Genomic DNA, 15655 nt, shown 5'->3' with positions numbered 1-15655 from the left:
AAAACGGTGTACCCCCCCCCCAACCCCAACAGGAGAAAATAACACCATGACAACAGAACACCAACTCGCCCAAAACCTCATCACCCAAGCCAAAGAACAAGGCCTAGACCTCAGCAGCGACACCCTACTCAAAACCCTCACCCAAGACATCATCCAAGCTGCCCTCGACGAAGAACTCACCGACCACCTCGGCTACCCCAAACACGCCGAAAACCCCAACCAGACAAGCCAAAACACCAGAAACGGCTACCGCACCAAAAGAATCCTCACCGACACCGTCGGCCCCATCGACATCAAAGTCCCCCGCGACCGCGACGGCTCCTTCGAACCGACCATCGTGCCCAAACGAGCCCGTCGACTCAAAAACGTCGATGAAATCATCCTCTCCCTGGCCGCCAAAGGACTCACCTACGGTGACATCGCAGCCCACTTCGAGCAAATCTATGGGGCCAGCATCAGTAAAGACACCATCAGCCGTATCACCACAACGGTCCTTGACCAGATGAATGAATGGGCCGCCAGGCCCCTAGAAACGGTCTACCTGGCTGTGTTTATCGATGCAATCTACCTGAAAGTCCGCGAAGGGCAGGTAAGCAACCGCCCCTTCTACGTGGCTATGGGAGTCAACGTCGAAGGCGCTAGGGATGTGTTAGGAATCTGGGCAGGCCCTGAAGGGGCAGGCGAATCAGCCAAATTCTGGCTACAGATCCTGACCGAGCTGAAGAACCGTGGCACCGCTGATATCTTCTACCTGGTCTGTGATGGGCTCACCGGCCTGCCTGAGGCCGTGAATGCGGTCTATGAACGCACGATTGTGCAAAACTGCGTCATTCACATGATCCGCAATTCCATGCATTACGCCCCCAGGCAGCACTGGGAGGCGATTTGCCGGGATTTGAAGCCGGTCTATCAGGCGGTGACCGAGCAGGCTGCGCAGGCGGCTTTGGAGGCCTTTGGGCAGAAGTGGGATGAGAAGTACCCGGCTATTAGTGCTTTGTGGTGGCGTCGCTGGGAGGAATTTATTCCTTTTTTGTCGTATGAGATGGAGGTTCGTCGGGTGTTGTATTCGACGAATGCGATTGAGTCTTTGAATGCTAGGTTGCGGCGTTCTGCCAGGTCGCGTGGGCATTTTGTGTCTGAGGAGTCAGCTTTGAAGTTTATGTATTTGACGGTTCGGTCTTTGGATCCTTCAGGTGCTGGTGCCCGGCGGTGGATGACTCGGTGGAAGCCGGCATTGAATGCTTTTGCTATTGTTTTTGGTGATCGGTTGCCGCAGGTGGCTGGTCGCTAGATTTGTTGTGGGTTTACACCGTTAATCTGACAGTCCCCACGAGCCTTAGCGGCGAGGTAGCCGCGTGAGGTGATGAAACCACCAGCGAGGTTTTCTTGTAGTGCGGTGCAGATGTTCTCAACCCCGAAACGATTCCTATACCTATCGATATAGCGGATCGTGATCGGGCTGGACGGTCGAGTTCTGCCGCGAAAAAAGCTGATGCTGTTCGTAGAATCTCGTTGGTTCGCTTGAGCTCGGCGTTTTCTTTGCGCAGGCGTCGGTTTTCGGCTGCCATATCAGTGGTGGTGCCGGGGGTGTTACCAGCATCGATTTCGGCTTGTTTGTGCCATTTTCGTAAGGTTTCAGGGCCGATGCCGAGGCGTTCTCCGATGTTTCGGCAGGCGGTGTAGATGCCTGTGTCGGGGTTGTTTTCGAGGTGATCGGCCAGTAGGCGTAGGGCTCTTGTTTTGAGTTCTTGGGGGTATTTGGTGGGCATGGGTGAAGTTCCTTATCTTCCACAGTTTGCCTTGCATCTTAACCTAGCCCAATAGTCCTTAACGGTTCGCGCCCTGCCCCATCACTCACCCGCACCAGCAGAGCACTACCACCGAAAACATCAACCCCAAAGAGAACAACCATGACACATACACAAACCGGCGCCGCCCGCGCCTGGACACCCCAAATGCTCGAAGACTGGCAGAACACCATCTACCTCATCCGAGCCCGCCTCACCAGCGCCTGCCCCGCCCACGACGCCCACGACGTCCACCAAAACACCTGGCTAGCAGCACACCAGCGCCTTGACTCCTACGACCCCACCAAAGGCCCCTTTGGCCCCTGGATCCGAGCTGTAGCAATCACAGAAGTCAAAACCTACCAGCGCAAAAAACTCACCGAAGCCCAGCACGATGACACCTACAGCCACCTAGCCACTATCGGCATCAGCGAAACCCTCTCCCTGATTGAACAAGACATCGCTAGCGCCATCATCGAAGAAGATGGCAACTACGCTCGCCTGCACCACATCATGGGCATCCTCGCGGCAATCATGGAAAACCCCGCCCACCTAGAGCGCACCCTGAAAATCGTTCTAGCCTTTGACGGCAACGTAGCTGCCGCCTCCAGGGCTCTGGGTATCGCCCCAAAGACCCTGCGGGATAATCAGGCCAACACTGTGCGCTTGGCCCAGGTTATCCACCGGGCCCTGGATGCTCATGAACGGCTAGCCGCCCAGGGTGGCACTGAGGGCGTTACCGTTGAAGATTTGCTCGACTGCCTGCCGGGCAAGGAGGCTAACCTGCCTGCTGGCTTTAGCGTGCTGGTCTCAATGATAGCTACCGGAACAGACCTCAACGCCTCTGCGGTGGCCGCGCTTGGTGAGCAGCTAGGCATCTCCCACTCGCTGAGTCGGGACTACTACAACCAGACTCTCAAGATGCTGTCGGTGGCCAAAATGGTGATTGGTAGGGGTCTAGAGATTCATAAACCTAATTATGTGTAACAGAAGCTCGTGTTTCTGCGGATACGCTTTGGCGGTTTAGCTGTGCTGGCCATAATTGGGTTATGGTGATGGCGGCTCTCGTAGTTGGTTCTTCAGCAAGCTGCTAAAACGGATTCCCTGGCATCTTAGACTATGAATCTGATGGGTGAGTGGGGTCTAAGTGTGCAGGATGTTAAGAGTGTAATGTACAAGGAAACCATATCGTTTCATGTGATGTGAAATGATATGGTTTCCTTGTTGAATAGTGGGGGAATGCTAGTCCTTGTTCCTGCCGATGTTCTTCTGTAGATATTCGAACCAGCCAAAAAAATTGAGTGCTAGTACGCAGGGTATTACATAGAGCAAGAGCCCTGTCCAGGAAAAGGTTATGTTCTCAGTGCTGTTTCTGACCAAGAGGTCTATGTTGAACTGGAGTCGTAGGAAGTAGATGAAAAGTCCTAGTGCTAGCCCAAAAATGTTCAATGGAACAAGGTGTTTCCAGAGGGTATCTTTCGAACGGGCTGTATTGCTCATTTATACCCTCAGATCCTTGCAAGCGTTGACGATAGCCGTGTAGCCTATGACACGTCCAAGGAGAAAACCCATCTCTTTGCCCCACCTTTCTGTAACTAGGTCTTGCAGATTTTGCTGGCCTCGGTTATTGAGGATTTCGCTCATTCCTTGAGCAAACTCGGTAACTCCACCTATCACTTCGATGGCGCTCCAAACCACTCCGATAGCTGTACCTCGCTTTACAAGCGTTGTAACAACAGCCTTTGCACAAGCGCTAGCGGCTCCAATGTCAATGTTGGGTGTAGTTGCCCCCCCCGAGCTAACAAGGGAGAAATGGAAGCTAGCAGGGCATCTTGAACGGCTGGGTAATCATAGGGTAATTCTTTGAGGTGGTTTGGCAGATTGTGGTATGCATTGACAACTTTTTGAAGTTCAATGGCAAGTTCGGTTGCGTCAGCATCTAGCCCCTTTGCTTGGGCTTCAGCTCGTATTTCCGAAAGTGGTCTGTAGGGTAGGTTGGCAGGTGTTGACTGCTGCGTTGTTTCATTGGTGCTAACTGAAGCGGGTTGTGGGTGGTGCGTCGTTGCGTGTGCTGTGGGAATTAGGCCCGCCATAAGGGTTAGGCTGGTTGTGGTGACTAGGAAGGTGCGGGTCAGCTTTGAAAGCATGATCACTCCAACGGGTTGTAGGTACAGGACTTCGTTGTGATGTACGTCTTAATTAATATCAAGTAAGTGAACTGGAAGCAAGGCTGCTTATTGAAGTTGTTGCAGAAAAATGACTTTATTTCTTTCATGCAATATCACTTCGTCGCGGGTTCAAGCCCCGCAGGCCCTACTATGCACGCCTTGCCTTTCTGTTTTCAGAAAGGCAAGGCGTTTTTTATCCCCACTCCAGGGTGTGGGCGACACGCCCCGTTCACCGGGTATTCGCACACAATTCCCACACTCTTACCTGGCGGGTGCTACATTTGCTGAGGAAAGTTTCACTTTCAATCACTCGCATCTCATCTACATCAGAGGAATTATGTCTTTTTCCCTCAAGCGCGCCACTGCGCCCGTCCTTGTTACCGGTCTGCTGGCTAGCTCCCTGCTCGTTGCTGGTACTACCAGTGCTCAGGCAACCACAAGCACCACCCAGTTCGCGACCTACACCTCAGAAGCTGGTGTGAGCTCCAACTACCACGTCTACGCAGAGAACATCGACTGGGACCAGCCCGTAGGCGTTGTCTTCTACCTCGACGGGGACTACTGGTTCACCAACCAGTCCAAGGCTCATTCACCTAATAACTCACAGCTGCTCGGTATGGCCGAGGTGGCGAATGAGCGCAACATGATTTTCGTGCCCGTGATCTCGCCCGATAAGGACGCAAGCGGTAACGGCATCACCTGGTGGCAGTCTATGGACGCCAACGGCGATTGGTTCCGCTCTTTTGCTAGCTCCTTTATTGCTGAAGCAGGCCTGGATTCCTCCAACGTCTGGACCATCGGTCACTCCGGTGGCGCTGAAATCACGGGTTTCGAGCTGCTGGCTGACAGCCAGGACGCCTGGCGCACCGGCGGCGGCTCCGTGATGGTCGGTGGCGGTAACAGCAACGGCATGCAGACCCTGCCCTCAGAGACCGCCCAGGACTTCTCCTTGCAGTGGTACATCGGTTCTGAGGACGGCGTGGGCGCGACCTGGCCTGTTGCCTGGTCAGCCTATGGCGCGGCAGAAAACGGCTACAACGTCTACTTAGCTGCCGGTTTCAACAACGTAGACTTCACCGTGCTACCTGGCATCCAGCACCACAACTACGACTTCCCCGTGATTCTGGAAGAGGCCCTCGACAAGGTTGAGCCCAAGCTGATCGGTGGCATCAGCGCTTATTACTACGCCCACGGCGGCGCTGAGACTTTTGGCGAGCCGGTAGCTAACGAATACAACGTTGAAGGCGGTGCTCAGCAGCTCTTCCGTGCTGCGGGCGGCACTGAAACCCTGCTGGTCTGGTCAGCCGAGACCGGAATTGTTACTCCGGTAGCGTACGAGCGCTCATAGCGGAGGCACCCTGCCGTTCCCCTCATATCGTATGCTGTGTAGTAACACACATATTTGAGGGAGTAACCGTGGCACGTTCGCCGTTTTTTCAGTCCGTTGCAGGCACCTGTTCGCTGGTGCTCGCAACGGGCTTTTTATTGGTATCTGTTCCAACCGTAGCGCAGGCCGCGCCGCCGGAGGGTACCGCGGGGGAAACCGTACTTCAAGGGCCATCGAACGGAGGTCCATCCGCAGGTGCCGCAGGCGAGATGACCACCCACTACCAGCCTAAAGCAGAGCCAGATACAGACCGTCTGGTCGTGAAATTTAAGGACGGGGTAGACAGCCAAGAACAGGCCCAGATTCTGAATGAGGTCGCTGACGCCACTGCGGCTGTAGACACCGCAGAAGTCTCTCACGAAACGGTTGAGCAGGCCCAGGTTGTAGACGTTCAGCAGATGATGACTCCGGATGAACAGGCGCAGGTCGTTGAGCTTCTCGAAGAGCAACCTGATGTTGAATATGCTGAACACGATCTCATCATCACAACCGGTCAGGCAGCTATTCCCCGTAATCCTCCTAGCGACCCTTACTTTGCTAGTCATCAGTGGAATATGCGAGCTATCGACGCGCCCGGTGCCTGGCGATACGCTACCGGCGAGGGCATCATCATCGGTATCGCTGATACCGGGCAGACCTGGCACCCCGAACTAGCTGCAAAGACTTTACCCGGCTATGACTTTGTCTCGGCTGATCAGAGCCGGGACGGCAACGGCTGGGACTCTAACCCCAATGATGAGGGCGACTGGGGCCCGCAGGTTCCCCGTTCTATGTGGCACGGAACTCACGTAGCTGGTATCGCTGCCGCCGCAACCGATAACGGGTCAGGAGTAGCCGGTGTAGCCCCTAATGCGCGAATCCAGCATTCCCGCATTATGGGTGTTAACGGCCGGGCCTACACCTCTGACCAGGCCGCCGGTATTGCCTGGAGCGCCGGTGTGCCCGTCCCCGGTGCTCCTGCCAACCCCACACCAGCTCACGTCGTTAACTACTCCGAAGGCTTTTACTCGGCAACCTGCCCCAAAGTATTGCAGGACGCCATCAATGCAGCTCACGCACGGAACGTCCCGGTCGTTGCGGCAGCAGGTAACTTCGGGGCAAATGCGGTCGGTACCTCACCGGCTAACTGCCTGGGAGCTATCGTGGTCGGTGCAACCGCTAACGGCAATGTGATGACAGGTTACTCCAACTGGGGGCCTATGCTTGATGTGCTGGCCCCTGGCGGTGCGATTGGATCAGATGTCTGGTCAACTGTGAATACCGGTGCCTACACTCAGGCGGGGCCCGGGTACGGACCGCTCAATGGCACCTCAATGGCTGCCCCTCACGTGAGCGGCATTATCGCTATGATGAAGGAACGCAACCCGAACCTGACCGTAGAGCAGATTCGCACCATTCTTAAGGACACCGGATCAAACGTAAACGGGTACCGTTTTGTTAACGCTCCTCGTGCAGTTTCAGCTGTTGCAGATACCCGCGGTTTCCCGCTGATTGGTGCTATCGGAGCCTACTACTACGCCCACGGGGCAGCCGCTACTTTTGGAACGCCGACGAGGGCTGAATTTCCCCTGCGCGATGGAGGAGCGGGGCAGAACTTCTCACGTAATTTCACGATCTACTGGACTGCCCGCACCGGGGCCTACCCCGTGAACTTCTCGGGAGGTATCGGGGCTAGATACCGAGCCGGTGGCTATGAGAACGGGTATGGGTACCCGGTTTTTGCTGAGACTGCTATCACCAGTGGTGCGATGCAAAAGTTTGCCCTTGCTGACGGGCGTCGATTTGCCTTCTACTGGACCCCTCGGCACCATCGAACCCACGTGGTGTGGGAAGCCGGTGCTATTGGCGGACGATTTACAGCAGCAGGTGGAATTGCACGCTATGGCTTCCCCGATACCGATGAGCAAGCTGTTCCTGGCGGTGGTGCTCAGCAGCGCTTCACGACGCCTTCAGATGCAGGCACCTTGTTCGTATGGTCACCTACCACGGGCACTAAGACTCTGGTGGCAGACGGTGGAATCTACTGGTACTGGGTCAATAACGGCTATACATCATCGCTGGGTTTCCCCACTACCGATGAGGTTTCTCATCCCGATGGATCAGTGACGGTGAGCTTCACCAAGGGCGCGGTTGTGCGGTGGACCGCCGAAGGTGGGGTGAAACGGGTCCGCTAGGCCGCAAAATCATCGCCAATAGGTAGCAGCACGCTAGGGCCTTCAAGCCCTAGCAGGAGCAGGGGGTTCGTGTAATCGAGTCCCTTGCGCGCTGTGTCAGAGCTCGGGGCAGGTTCCCTCACACCCCAATGCAGGCAAAAGCTCGGGGCACAGTGCTGAATTTCAGAATCTAGCTGGGCGATGGCGTCCCCGGCCTGCACCCGGCTACCTACCGGTAGGGGATCAGAAATCGGTTCAAAGGACGACCGCCGCCCGTCCGGGTGCTCAAGGGTGAGCACCTGCCGATCCACCACGGTGCCGGCAAAAACTACCTCGCCCTCATAAGGGGCAAGGACGCTTCCACCTGGCCCCAGAGCCAGGTCAACCCCGCGGTGCCCGGCCGACCAGCGGGCAGACGGTTTCTCAAAACCCCGGACCACGGTAAGCTGCCCCTCCACCGGGGTCTGCCAGGGTGGCGTCCGCCCCGCAAGCGCTAGCGGGGGTGTTGCCCCTACTAAAAGCAGGGCGCAGCAACAAACCACCAGAAACCTCACAAGCTTTCTAGAGAGCGATAGAAGAAAAGACACGACAAAAACCTTTCAGTCGGTGCCCGCCCCTTACCCTAGGTGGCGCCAACCGTAGGTTGCTTCCATCTTTACCACTGGAAACCTGCCACCACAAGAGTTAAAATCCCGGTGATTAAAGCCCAATAATGCGGTATAGTTGTTGATTGCAGTTTGCCCCTGCGCTCTGCCCAAAAACGGGGAGAGCTAGGGCAAGGGGAATCCCTTTACATAGAGACCCCTCCTGAGTAAATCGTTCACGCGAGCTTCACCCGGGATCTGACGTCGCGTAACGTGAAGCAACTAGCCTCTAGTTGATAAGGAACTTTCGGTCCGGCACCGGCCGGTGAAGGTCTGAGACAGCTTCGTCACTCCAACGAAAAAGTCTGAGCGTTACCAGGGGAGCGGGCCTTATGCCCATATGCTTCACATGTAAACCGATAACTACTATGCGCGGAGCGGAGCTAGCCTGGAATCAGGGGCCCGCCCGGCACCCCTAATACATAAGGAGACGACATGCCCGTCGTAACTATGCGCCAGCTTCTCGATTCAGGTGTCCACTTCGGTCACCAGACCCGCCGCTGGAACCCCAAGATGAAGCGCTTCATCCTCACCGAGCGCAACGGCATCTACATCATCGACCTGCAGCAGTCACTGGCCTTCATCGACCAGGCTTACGAAGCTGTTAAGGCAACCGTTGCTCACGGCGGCACCGTTCTGTTCGTTGGTACCAAGAAGCAGGCTCAGGAAGCCATTGCTGAGCAGGCTACCCGCGTGAACATGCCCTACGTTAACCACCGCTGGCTCGGTGGTATGCTCACCAACTTCGCCACCGTTTCAAAGCGTATCGAGCGCATGAAGGAACTTGAGCAGATCGACTTCGACGATGTTGCAGGCTCACAGTTCACCAAGAAGGAACTGCTGCTTCTGCGTCGCGAGCACGAGAAGCTCGAGAAGACCCTCGGTGGTATCCGTAACCTCACCAAGGCTCCCTCACTGATCTGGGTTGTTGACACCAAGAAGGAACACCTGGCTGTTGACGAAGCTCAGAAGCTCGGCATCCCCGTAGTTGCTATCCTCGACACCAACTGCGACCCCGACGAGGTTTCCTTCCCCATCCCCGGCAACGACGACGCAATCCGCTCCGTCAACCTGCTCACCCGCGTCATCGCGGACGCAGTTGCTGAAGGCCTGCTGGAACGCGAAAATAAGAAGGCTGGCAAGTCAGCTAACGCTTCTGAAGAGCCCATGGCTGAATGGGAGCGCGAACTGCTCGAGCAGCACGAAGCTGCTAAGGCAGAAGCACCCGCTGAAGAAGCTAAGTAAAGCCTCATAAGAGAAACGGCACCCGCCCACATTCGGTGGGTGCCGTTCTCACCTCTTCTGCCGAAGATACCGGCAGGAACCCAATAGATTTCCCTAATCTGTTCAAAATATAAGGAGTTCACCATGGCGAACTACACCGCAGCCGACATCAAGGCTCTGCGCGAAAAGACCGGCGCAGGCATGCTCGACGTCAAGAAGGCCCTCGACGAGGCCAACGGCGACCAGCAGAAGGCAATGGAAATCATCCGCGTTAAGGGCCTCAAGGGCGTCACCAAGCGCGAAGGCCGTGCAACCGCAGAAGGCCTCGTTGCTGCCCGCGTAGAAAACGGCGTTGGCTTCATGATCGAAGTTAACTCAGAAACTGACTTCGTTGCTAAGTCCGAGCCCTTCATCAAGTTCGGTAACGACGTTCTCGAAGCAGCAGTTGCCGCTAACGCTTCCACCCTGGAAGAACTCAAGGCAGCTTCTTACGAAGGTAAGACCGTTGACGAGCTCACCACCGAAGCAGGCGCCCTGCTCGGCGAAAAGATCGTTGTTCGCCGCGTAGCTCGCGTTGAGGGCGAGAACGTTGCTGTTTACCTGCACAAGACCTCCAAGGACCTGCCCGCACAGGTTGGCGTTCTGCTTGCAGTAGCTGGCGAGAACACCGAGGAAGTTGCTCACGACGTAGCCGTTCACATCGCTGCAATGAGCCCCAAGTACCTCAACTCAGACTCCATCTCGGCTGAGGACATTGAGGCCGAGAAGCGCGTTGCTGAAGAAACCGCACGCGGCGAAGGCAAGCCCGAGCAGATCATTCCCAAGATTGTTGAAGGTAAGCTCAAGGCTTTCTACAAGGAAAACACCCTGCTCGACCAGGACTTCGCTAAGGACTCCTCAAAGTCTGTAGCAGCAGTTCTCGAGGAGAACGGTGCAACCGCAACCGCTTTCGAGCGTTTCCGCGTCGGCGCCTAATACTCGTCAGGTGTGATTGAGCACCAAAAAAGCTCATAGCTCAGGGGAGCCCCGCACAGGGGCTCCCCTTTGCCGTATGCTAGAAACAAAGCGCGCAAGGGATGCCGCAAAAAATTTTGACCTTTTTCAGGAGGGCCACCATGGCAGAGTCAACCCGAACCATCCACCGCGACGATACCGGCCGCCGCCGCGTCCTACTCAAGCTCTCCGGCGAGGTCTTCGGCGGCGGTGAAGTTGGTATCTCCACCGAGGTCGTCCGTGGCATCGCAGAACAGATTGCATCAACCATCGGTCGGGTCGAAGTCGCAGTCGTCGTTGGTGGCGGCAACTTCTTCCGCGGCGCAGAACTGTCTGAAGCCGGCATGGACCGTTCGCGCGCCGATAACATCGGCATGCTCGGTACCGTCATGAACTCCCTAGCCCTGCAGGACTTCCTCGAACAGGCCGGTATCGACACCCGCGTCCAGTCAGCCATCTCCATGCAGCAGGTCGCTGAAAACTACATCCCCCGCCGCGCTATCCGCCACATGCAAAAAGACCGCGTCGTCATCTTCGGTGCCGGTGCAGGTCTGCCCTACTTCTCCACCGATACCGTCTCTGCCCAGCGTGCCCTCGAAATCCACGCTGACGAGGTCCTCGTCGCCAAGAACGGCGTGGACGGCATCTACACCGCCGATCCCAACAAGGACCCCAACGCCGAGCGCCTCTACAAGCTTACCTACGACGAGGCCCTGAAGCGCAACATCCGCGTCATGGACCAGACCGCCTTCTCCCTCTGCAAGGACAACAACGTGACCATGCGTGTCTTCGGTATGCAGGGAGATGGAAACGTGGCTCGCGCCATCCTCGGCGAAGAAATCGGCACCTTGGTCACTGCCTAAACGCCTCGGATGATTCCGTGCCCTCTTGCGTGCTCGCTCGCTCGCACCCGGGCACTTCATTCGGCGAAGAAATCGGCACCCTAGTGACTGCCTAAAGGCCCCAAGACCACTAGACTAGATAGAGACTACCTATACAGCGCCCATTGACGGGCACAACCCTAAAGGACTAACAACAGATGGTTGAAGAAACCCTGCTCGAAGCCGGCGAAAAGATGGACAAGTCCGTCGAGGCCCTCAAGAACGAATTTGCCTCAATCCGCACCGGACGCGCCAACCCCACCCTCTTCGCAAACCTCACCGCAGACTACTACGGTGCCCCTACCCCCCTGCAGCAACTGGCGTCCTTCCAGACCCCCGAAGCTCGCACAGTCCTAATCACCCCCTACGACAAGAGCGCCCTGGGTGCCATCGAAAAGGCGATCCGCGACTCAGACCTCGGTGCTAACCCTGCCAACGACGGCAACGTCGTACGCGTCGTTATGCCCGAAATGACCGAAGAGCGCCGCAAGGAATACATCAAGATGGCCGGCCACAAGGCCGAAGAAGGCCGTGTTGCTGTACGCAACACCCGCCGCCACGCCAAGACCGCTCTCGACAAGCTGGTTAAGGACGGCGAAATCGGCGAGGACGAGGGCACACGCGGCGAAAAGGAACTCGACGCCCTGACCAAGAAGCACATCGACACCGTTGATGCGCTGCTGAAGTCCAAGGAAGCAGAACTGCTCGAGGTCTAAAACCGCATGACTGTTCACTCTCAAGAACAGCAGCCCCAGGCCTCTAAAGCCGGCAGGAACCTACCCGCCGCCATCACCGTCGGCCTTGTGCTGGGCGTGTTGCTGGCGGTGGGTTTGTTTTTTGTTCCCCTCATCCTTGTGCTCCTAGCAGCAGCAGCTGTTTCTGTGGGCACCTGGGAGGTCTGCCACGGGCTCAACCAGAAACGCGGCATGGGAATCCCCGTTATCCCTGCCGTTGCCACCGCATTCGTCATGCCGTTTACCGCCTATTATGGGGGTGGTTCCTGGCTGATTTTTACGGTGGTCGCCTCAATCCTGGTGCTGATTGGCTGGCGCATCGTGGGGGAGCGCGACGGCATGATTATGTCGATTATGGGATCCATCTTCGTGATGTCCTGGGTGCCCTTCATGATTTCCCTGGCCCTATTGCTCTACCGCGAAGATTCAGGTCCGGGTAAGGTGCTCATGATTCTGCTCATGGCTATCGGCAACGATACCTGGGGTTACATCTCTGGCGTCAAATGGGGTAAGACCCCCATGGCCCCCAAGATTTCGCCCAAGAAAACCTGGGAGGGGTTTGCCGGGTCGATGGTGGGCTCGATTATCGTGGGCATTATCTGTTCCCTCTTCATCGGCGACCCCTGGTGGTACGGCCTGGTTGTAGCTATCTTCCTGGTAGTCGCCTCAACGGCAGGTGACTTGGGGGAGTCCATGGTCAAGCGCGAAATCGGCATCAAAGACATGTCGAATATCCTGCCTGGCCACGGTGGAGTGATGGACCGCTTAGATTCCATCGTCTTTGCTATTGCTATCGGCTACGTGATTTTCTCGGTGCTCTCAGCTCTCTTCTAGAGGCGGGCGCTACCAGATATTTGGAGGCTCAATGAAACATCAGGCTGAATCGTCCGGTGAGTTTCGCCGGGTTGGCTCTCGCGAAGAGGGCTACTCGGTAGCTGCCGTGGACTCCTTCTTCACCCGTCTGGCTGACGACTATGAGTTAATGCTCTCAGGCGCTGAGCTGGGTGCGGACGTGCACACCTCACGCACAGTGCGCGAGGCGGTTTTTGAGCCAGAGAAGGGCGGCTACGCTCCAGATGACGTGGACGCGGCTCTCGATAAGGTCGAAGACCGCTTCTGCGAGCTGGAACGCCACCTGTACGTACAGCGCTACGGGCAGGGGACCTGGGACCAGGCAGTGCAGGAATTGCGGGAACTGCTGCTTGGCCGCCTAGAGCGCCCGGCCGGGCAGCGCTTCCGCAGACCTGCCAAGAAGCTGACCAAGGGCTACTTCACTAAGGAAGTTGATGCTCTTTGCGATCGTCTCCTTGCCCACCTTGAGGGGGCGGACGTCCTCGCCCCCGCCGATGTCAGGTCGGCTGCTTTTAGCCCGGCAACGGGGGATCTCTGCTACGAGGAAACCCAGGTTGATGCTTTCTTGGATCGAGCAATCGAGTACCTCAACGATACGGCCCAGTAAGCGAAGAAAAGCTGAATTGTGCGGACCACTTGAAATATTTCAGGTGGTCCGCACTTTTTAGTCCAGATACTTGTATGTAATGCAGATAACAGGCTAATGTGTTTTCAGTTACACAAAGGAGGTAGTGATGGCACGCACATCACCAGAGTCTCACCAGCCCGTTATCGACGCTGAGCATGTCGACTTCCGGGCCGCTCAGAAGAGTGGTGAGTTTAAAGAGCTTCGCGCAACCCACAGGTCCTTCGTTTTTCCCATGACTGTGGCGTTCTTGGTTTGGTACCTGCTGTATGTGATTCTGGCGGTGTATGCCCCCGGTTTCATGGCAACCAAGGTGCTGGGTAACGTCAATATCGGCATTATTTTTGGTCTTTTGCAGTTCGTTACCACCTTCACCATCACTGGCTGGTACGTGGCTTTTGCCAATAAGAAGCTTGATCCGCGCGCGAGCAGCCTTCGCGCTGACATTGAAGCAGGGCACTACGCCCACAAGACTCACTAAGGGGTGAATCTCATGACGTCAACAGGAACTCTGCTGGCTGCAGAAGCTAGCACTCAGACCGTGGGCACCCCCTGGGTAAACATGGCAGTATTCGGTGCCTTCGTGCTGGCTACCATGGTGGTGGTGCTTCGCGCCTCTAAGAACAACAAAACCGCAGCTGACTACTATGCCGGTGGCCGCTCCTTTAGCGGTACCCAGAACGGTCTGGCTATCGCGGGTGACTACCTCTCAGCGGCCTCCTTCCTCGGCATCGTGGGCGCTATTGCCCTGCAGGGGTATGACGGCTTCCTCTACTCCATCGGCTTCCTGGTTGCCTGGCTGGTAGCCCTGCTGCTGGTGGCTGAGCCCCTGCGCAATACCGGTAAGTTCACCATGGCAGATGTGCTCTCCTTCCGCCTGCGCCAGCGCCCCGTCCGAATCGCCGCCTGTATCTCAACCCTGGCTGTTACCCTCTTCTACCTGCTGGCCCAGATGGCCGGTGCAGGTGCCCTGGTTTCCCTGCTGATGGGTATTAGCTCCAAAGCTGGCCAGTCGCTGGTCATCATCATCGTGGGCGTACTCATGATTGTTTACGTTCTGATTGGCGGTATGAAGGGCACCACCTGGGTGCAGATTATCAAGGCTGTTCTGTTGGTCTCTGGTGTTGCCATTATGACCGTCTGGATTCTGGCAATCTACGGTTTCAACTTCTCCGCAATGCTCGGTGCTGCGGTTGAAACCTCCGGTGGTAACGAGAAGATTCTTGAGCCCGGCCTCAAGTACGGCCTGAATGACCTGACCAAGCTGGACTTCATCTCCCTGTCTCTGGCTCTGGTCTTCGGTGCAGCTGGCCTGCCCCACGTGCTCATGCGTTTCTACACCGTTCCTACCGCTAAGGAGGCCCGTAAGTCGGTGGTCTGGGCGATCGTGCTGATCGGCCTCTTCTACCTCTTTACCCTGGTGCTCGGCTTCGGCGCAGCAGCCCTGGTGGGTGCGGACGCCATCAAGGCAGCTCCCGGCGGCGTCAACTCGGCAGCCCCCCTGCTGGCCTTTGAACTGGGTGGCTCCCTACTAATGGGTGTTATCGCGGCGGTTGCTTTCGCAACCATCCTGGCCGTGGTTGCGGGTCTGGCGATTACCGCGTCCGCCTCCTTTGCCCACGATATCTACACCAATGTTATCTGCAAGGGTAATGCTGACCCGGCCAAGGAAATCCGCGTAGCAAAAACCACTGTGGTCGTGATTGGTCTGTTGTCTATTGCAGGTGGTATCGGCGCCCAGGGGCAGAACGTAGCCTCCCTGGTGGCCCTGGCCTTCGCAGTAGCTGCCTCAGCTAACCTGCCCACCATCGTCTATTCCCTCTTCTGGAAGGGCTTCAAGACCCGAGGCGCCCTCTGGTCTATGTACGGTGGCCTGAGTATCTCCGTCATCCTCATCATCTTCTCCCCGGTCATATCCGGTGCTGAGACCTCTATGATTCCCGGTGCTGACTTCGCCTGGTTCCCCCTGGCTAACCCCGGTATCGTAGCGATTCCCGCAGCCTTCCTGCTGGGTTTCTTGGGCTCACTCGGTGGCGATAAGGAAGATGAAATCAAGCAGGCTGAGATGGAAGTTCGATCCCTCACCGGCGTTGGTGCCGAAGGAGCTATCGACCACTAAGGTTTGGTGAGTTTACACTCGCTGCAAACCCCCATCGCCGCCAATCCGTAACGAGGTTGGCTGGTGGTGGGGGTTTCTGTGTGGGGTC

14 protein-coding genes are annotated in these 15655 nt (G+C 56.6%); 12 read left to right on the top strand and 2 right to left on the bottom strand.

All coding sequences use genetic code 11. The features are described from left to right. Positions 1–46: 46 nt before the first annotated feature. Entirely contained in the window at positions 47–1291 is a 1245-nt protein-coding gene (locus QM007_RS08455; RefSeq protein ID WP_283489550.1) for an IS256 family transposase, read from the top strand. A 13-nt stretch (positions 1292–1304) separates the two neighbouring features. Here the strand turns inward: QM007_RS08455 and QM007_RS08450 are convergent, their stop codons facing one another. Continuing rightward, positions 1305–1769, bottom strand: coding sequence for a transposase (locus QM007_RS08450; RefSeq protein ID WP_283489549.1), 465 nt, complete (start codon positions 1767–1769; stop codon positions 1305–1307). A gap of 141 nt (positions 1770–1910) precedes the next feature. Between QM007_RS08450 and QM007_RS08445 the strand changes: the two genes are divergently transcribed. From QM007_RS08445 to QM007_RS08435, 3 genes are all read left to right on the top strand, one after another. Continuing rightward, a complete protein-coding gene (locus QM007_RS08445; RefSeq protein WP_283489548.1) occupies positions 1911–2774 on the top strand; it encodes an RNA polymerase sigma factor in 864 nt (287 codons plus the stop codon). Positions 2775–4292: 1518 nt separating this feature from the next. Further along, entirely contained in the window at positions 4293–5303 is a 1011-nt protein-coding gene (locus tag QM007_RS08440) for a hypothetical protein (protein ID WP_283489547.1), read from the top strand. A gap of 248 nt (positions 5304–5551) precedes the next feature. Next, entirely contained in the window at positions 5552–7516 is a 1965-nt protein-coding gene (locus QM007_RS08435) for a S8 family serine peptidase (protein ID WP_283489546.1), read from the top strand. Here QM007_RS08435 and QM007_RS08430 read toward each other — a convergent pair. Beyond that, positions 7513–7953, bottom strand: coding sequence for a M23 family metallopeptidase (locus QM007_RS08430; protein WP_283489545.1), 441 nt, complete (start codon positions 7951–7953; stop codon positions 7513–7515). The genes QM007_RS08435 and QM007_RS08430 overlap by 4 nt on opposite strands. Positions 7954–8574: 621 nt before the next feature. On the opposite strand from QM007_RS08430, the gene rpsB reads away from it, so the two are divergent. The 8 genes from rpsB (at position 8575) to QM007_RS08390 (ending at position 15567) form a co-directional block, all read left to right on the top strand. Then, positions 8575–9384 (top strand): 30S ribosomal protein S2, encoded by an 810-nt coding sequence (gene rpsB, locus QM007_RS08425; RefSeq protein ID WP_185173307.1) that lies wholly within the window; start codon positions 8575–8577, stop codon positions 9382–9384. Between the two features lie 123 nt (positions 9385–9507). Next, positions 9508–10338 (top strand): translation elongation factor Ts, encoded by an 831-nt coding sequence (gene tsf, locus QM007_RS08420; protein WP_185173306.1) that lies wholly within the window; start codon positions 9508–9510, stop codon positions 10336–10338. A gap of 140 nt (positions 10339–10478) precedes the next feature. Continuing rightward, entirely contained in the window at positions 10479–11219 is a 741-nt protein-coding gene (pyrH, locus tag QM007_RS08415) for a UMP kinase (RefSeq protein WP_283489544.1), read from the top strand. A gap of 176 nt (positions 11220–11395) precedes the next feature. Then, the gene (gene frr / locus QM007_RS08410; RefSeq protein WP_283489543.1) at positions 11396–11953 is read left to right on the top strand and encodes a ribosome recycling factor; all 558 of its coding nucleotides are present in this window, start codon (positions 11396–11398) and stop codon (positions 11951–11953) included. A gap of 6 nt (positions 11954–11959) precedes the next feature. Next, positions 11960–12805 carry a phosphatidate cytidylyltransferase gene (locus tag QM007_RS08405; RefSeq protein WP_283489542.1) on the top strand — a complete coding sequence of 282 codons (846 nt, stop codon included), beginning with the start codon at positions 11960–11962 and terminating at the stop codon, positions 12803–12805. Positions 12806–12836: 31 nt separating this feature from the next. Continuing rightward, positions 12837–13430 carry a DivIVA domain-containing protein gene (locus QM007_RS08400; RefSeq protein WP_283489541.1) on the top strand — a complete coding sequence of 198 codons (594 nt, stop codon included), beginning with the start codon at positions 12837–12839 and terminating at the stop codon, positions 13428–13430. Between the two features lie 127 nt (positions 13431–13557). Further along, positions 13558–13929 (top strand): DUF485 domain-containing protein, encoded by a 372-nt coding sequence (locus QM007_RS08395; protein WP_283489540.1) that lies wholly within the window; start codon positions 13558–13560, stop codon positions 13927–13929. A 12-nt stretch (positions 13930–13941) separates the two neighbouring features. Next, complete coding sequence (locus QM007_RS08390; RefSeq protein WP_283489539.1) at positions 13942–15567, top strand: monocarboxylic acid transporter; 1626 nt, start codon at positions 13942–13944, stop codon at positions 15565–15567. The last annotated feature ends 88 nt before the right edge of the window (positions 15568–15655 follow it).

The organism is Rothia sp. SD9660Na (assembly GCF_030064065.1).
Classification (GTDB): Bacteria; Actinomycetota; Actinomycetes; order Actinomycetales; family Micrococcaceae; genus Rothia.
The sequence above is the reverse complement of the archived record's forward strand: the minus strand, read 5'-3'. Positions and strand labels throughout refer to the sequence as shown.

What these genes read in the sequence shown, in the direction of transcription:
- QM007_RS08455 (WP_283489550.1), top strand. Translation starts at nt 47, where the DNA reads ATGACAACAGAACACCAACTCGCCCAAAACCTCATCACCCAAGCCAAA.
- QM007_RS08450 (WP_283489549.1), bottom strand. Translation starts at nt 1,769, where the DNA reads ATGCCCACCAAATACCCCCAAGAACTCAAAACAAGAGCCCTACGCCTA.
- QM007_RS08400 (WP_283489541.1), top strand. Translation starts at nt 12,837, where the DNA reads ATGAAACATCAGGCTGAATCGTCCGGTGAGTTTCGCCGGGTTGGCTCT.
- tsf (WP_185173306.1), top strand. Translation starts at nt 9,508, where the DNA reads ATGGCGAACTACACCGCAGCCGACATCAAGGCTCTGCGCGAAAAGACC.
- rpsB (WP_185173307.1), top strand. Translation starts at nt 8,575, where the DNA reads ATGCCCGTCGTAACTATGCGCCAGCTTCTCGATTCAGGTGTCCACTTC.
- QM007_RS08390 (WP_283489539.1), top strand. Translation starts at nt 13,942, where the DNA reads ATGACGTCAACAGGAACTCTGCTGGCTGCAGAAGCTAGCACTCAGACC.
- QM007_RS08440 (WP_283489547.1), top strand. Translation starts at nt 4,293, where the DNA reads ATGTCTTTTTCCCTCAAGCGCGCCACTGCGCCCGTCCTTGTTACCGGT.
- QM007_RS08445 (WP_283489548.1), top strand. Translation starts at nt 1,911, where the DNA reads ATGACACATACACAAACCGGCGCCGCCCGCGCCTGGACACCCCAAATG.
- pyrH (WP_283489544.1), top strand. Translation starts at nt 10,479, where the DNA reads ATGGCAGAGTCAACCCGAACCATCCACCGCGACGATACCGGCCGCCGC.
- frr (WP_283489543.1), top strand. Translation starts at nt 11,396, where the DNA reads ATGGTTGAAGAAACCCTGCTCGAAGCCGGCGAAAAGATGGACAAGTCC.
- QM007_RS08435 (WP_283489546.1), top strand. Translation starts at nt 5,552, where the DNA reads ATGACCACCCACTACCAGCCTAAAGCAGAGCCAGATACAGACCGTCTG.
- QM007_RS08395 (WP_283489540.1), top strand. Translation starts at nt 13,558, where the DNA reads ATGGCACGCACATCACCAGAGTCTCACCAGCCCGTTATCGACGCTGAG.
- QM007_RS08405 (WP_283489542.1), top strand. Translation starts at nt 11,960, where the DNA reads ATGACTGTTCACTCTCAAGAACAGCAGCCCCAGGCCTCTAAAGCCGGC.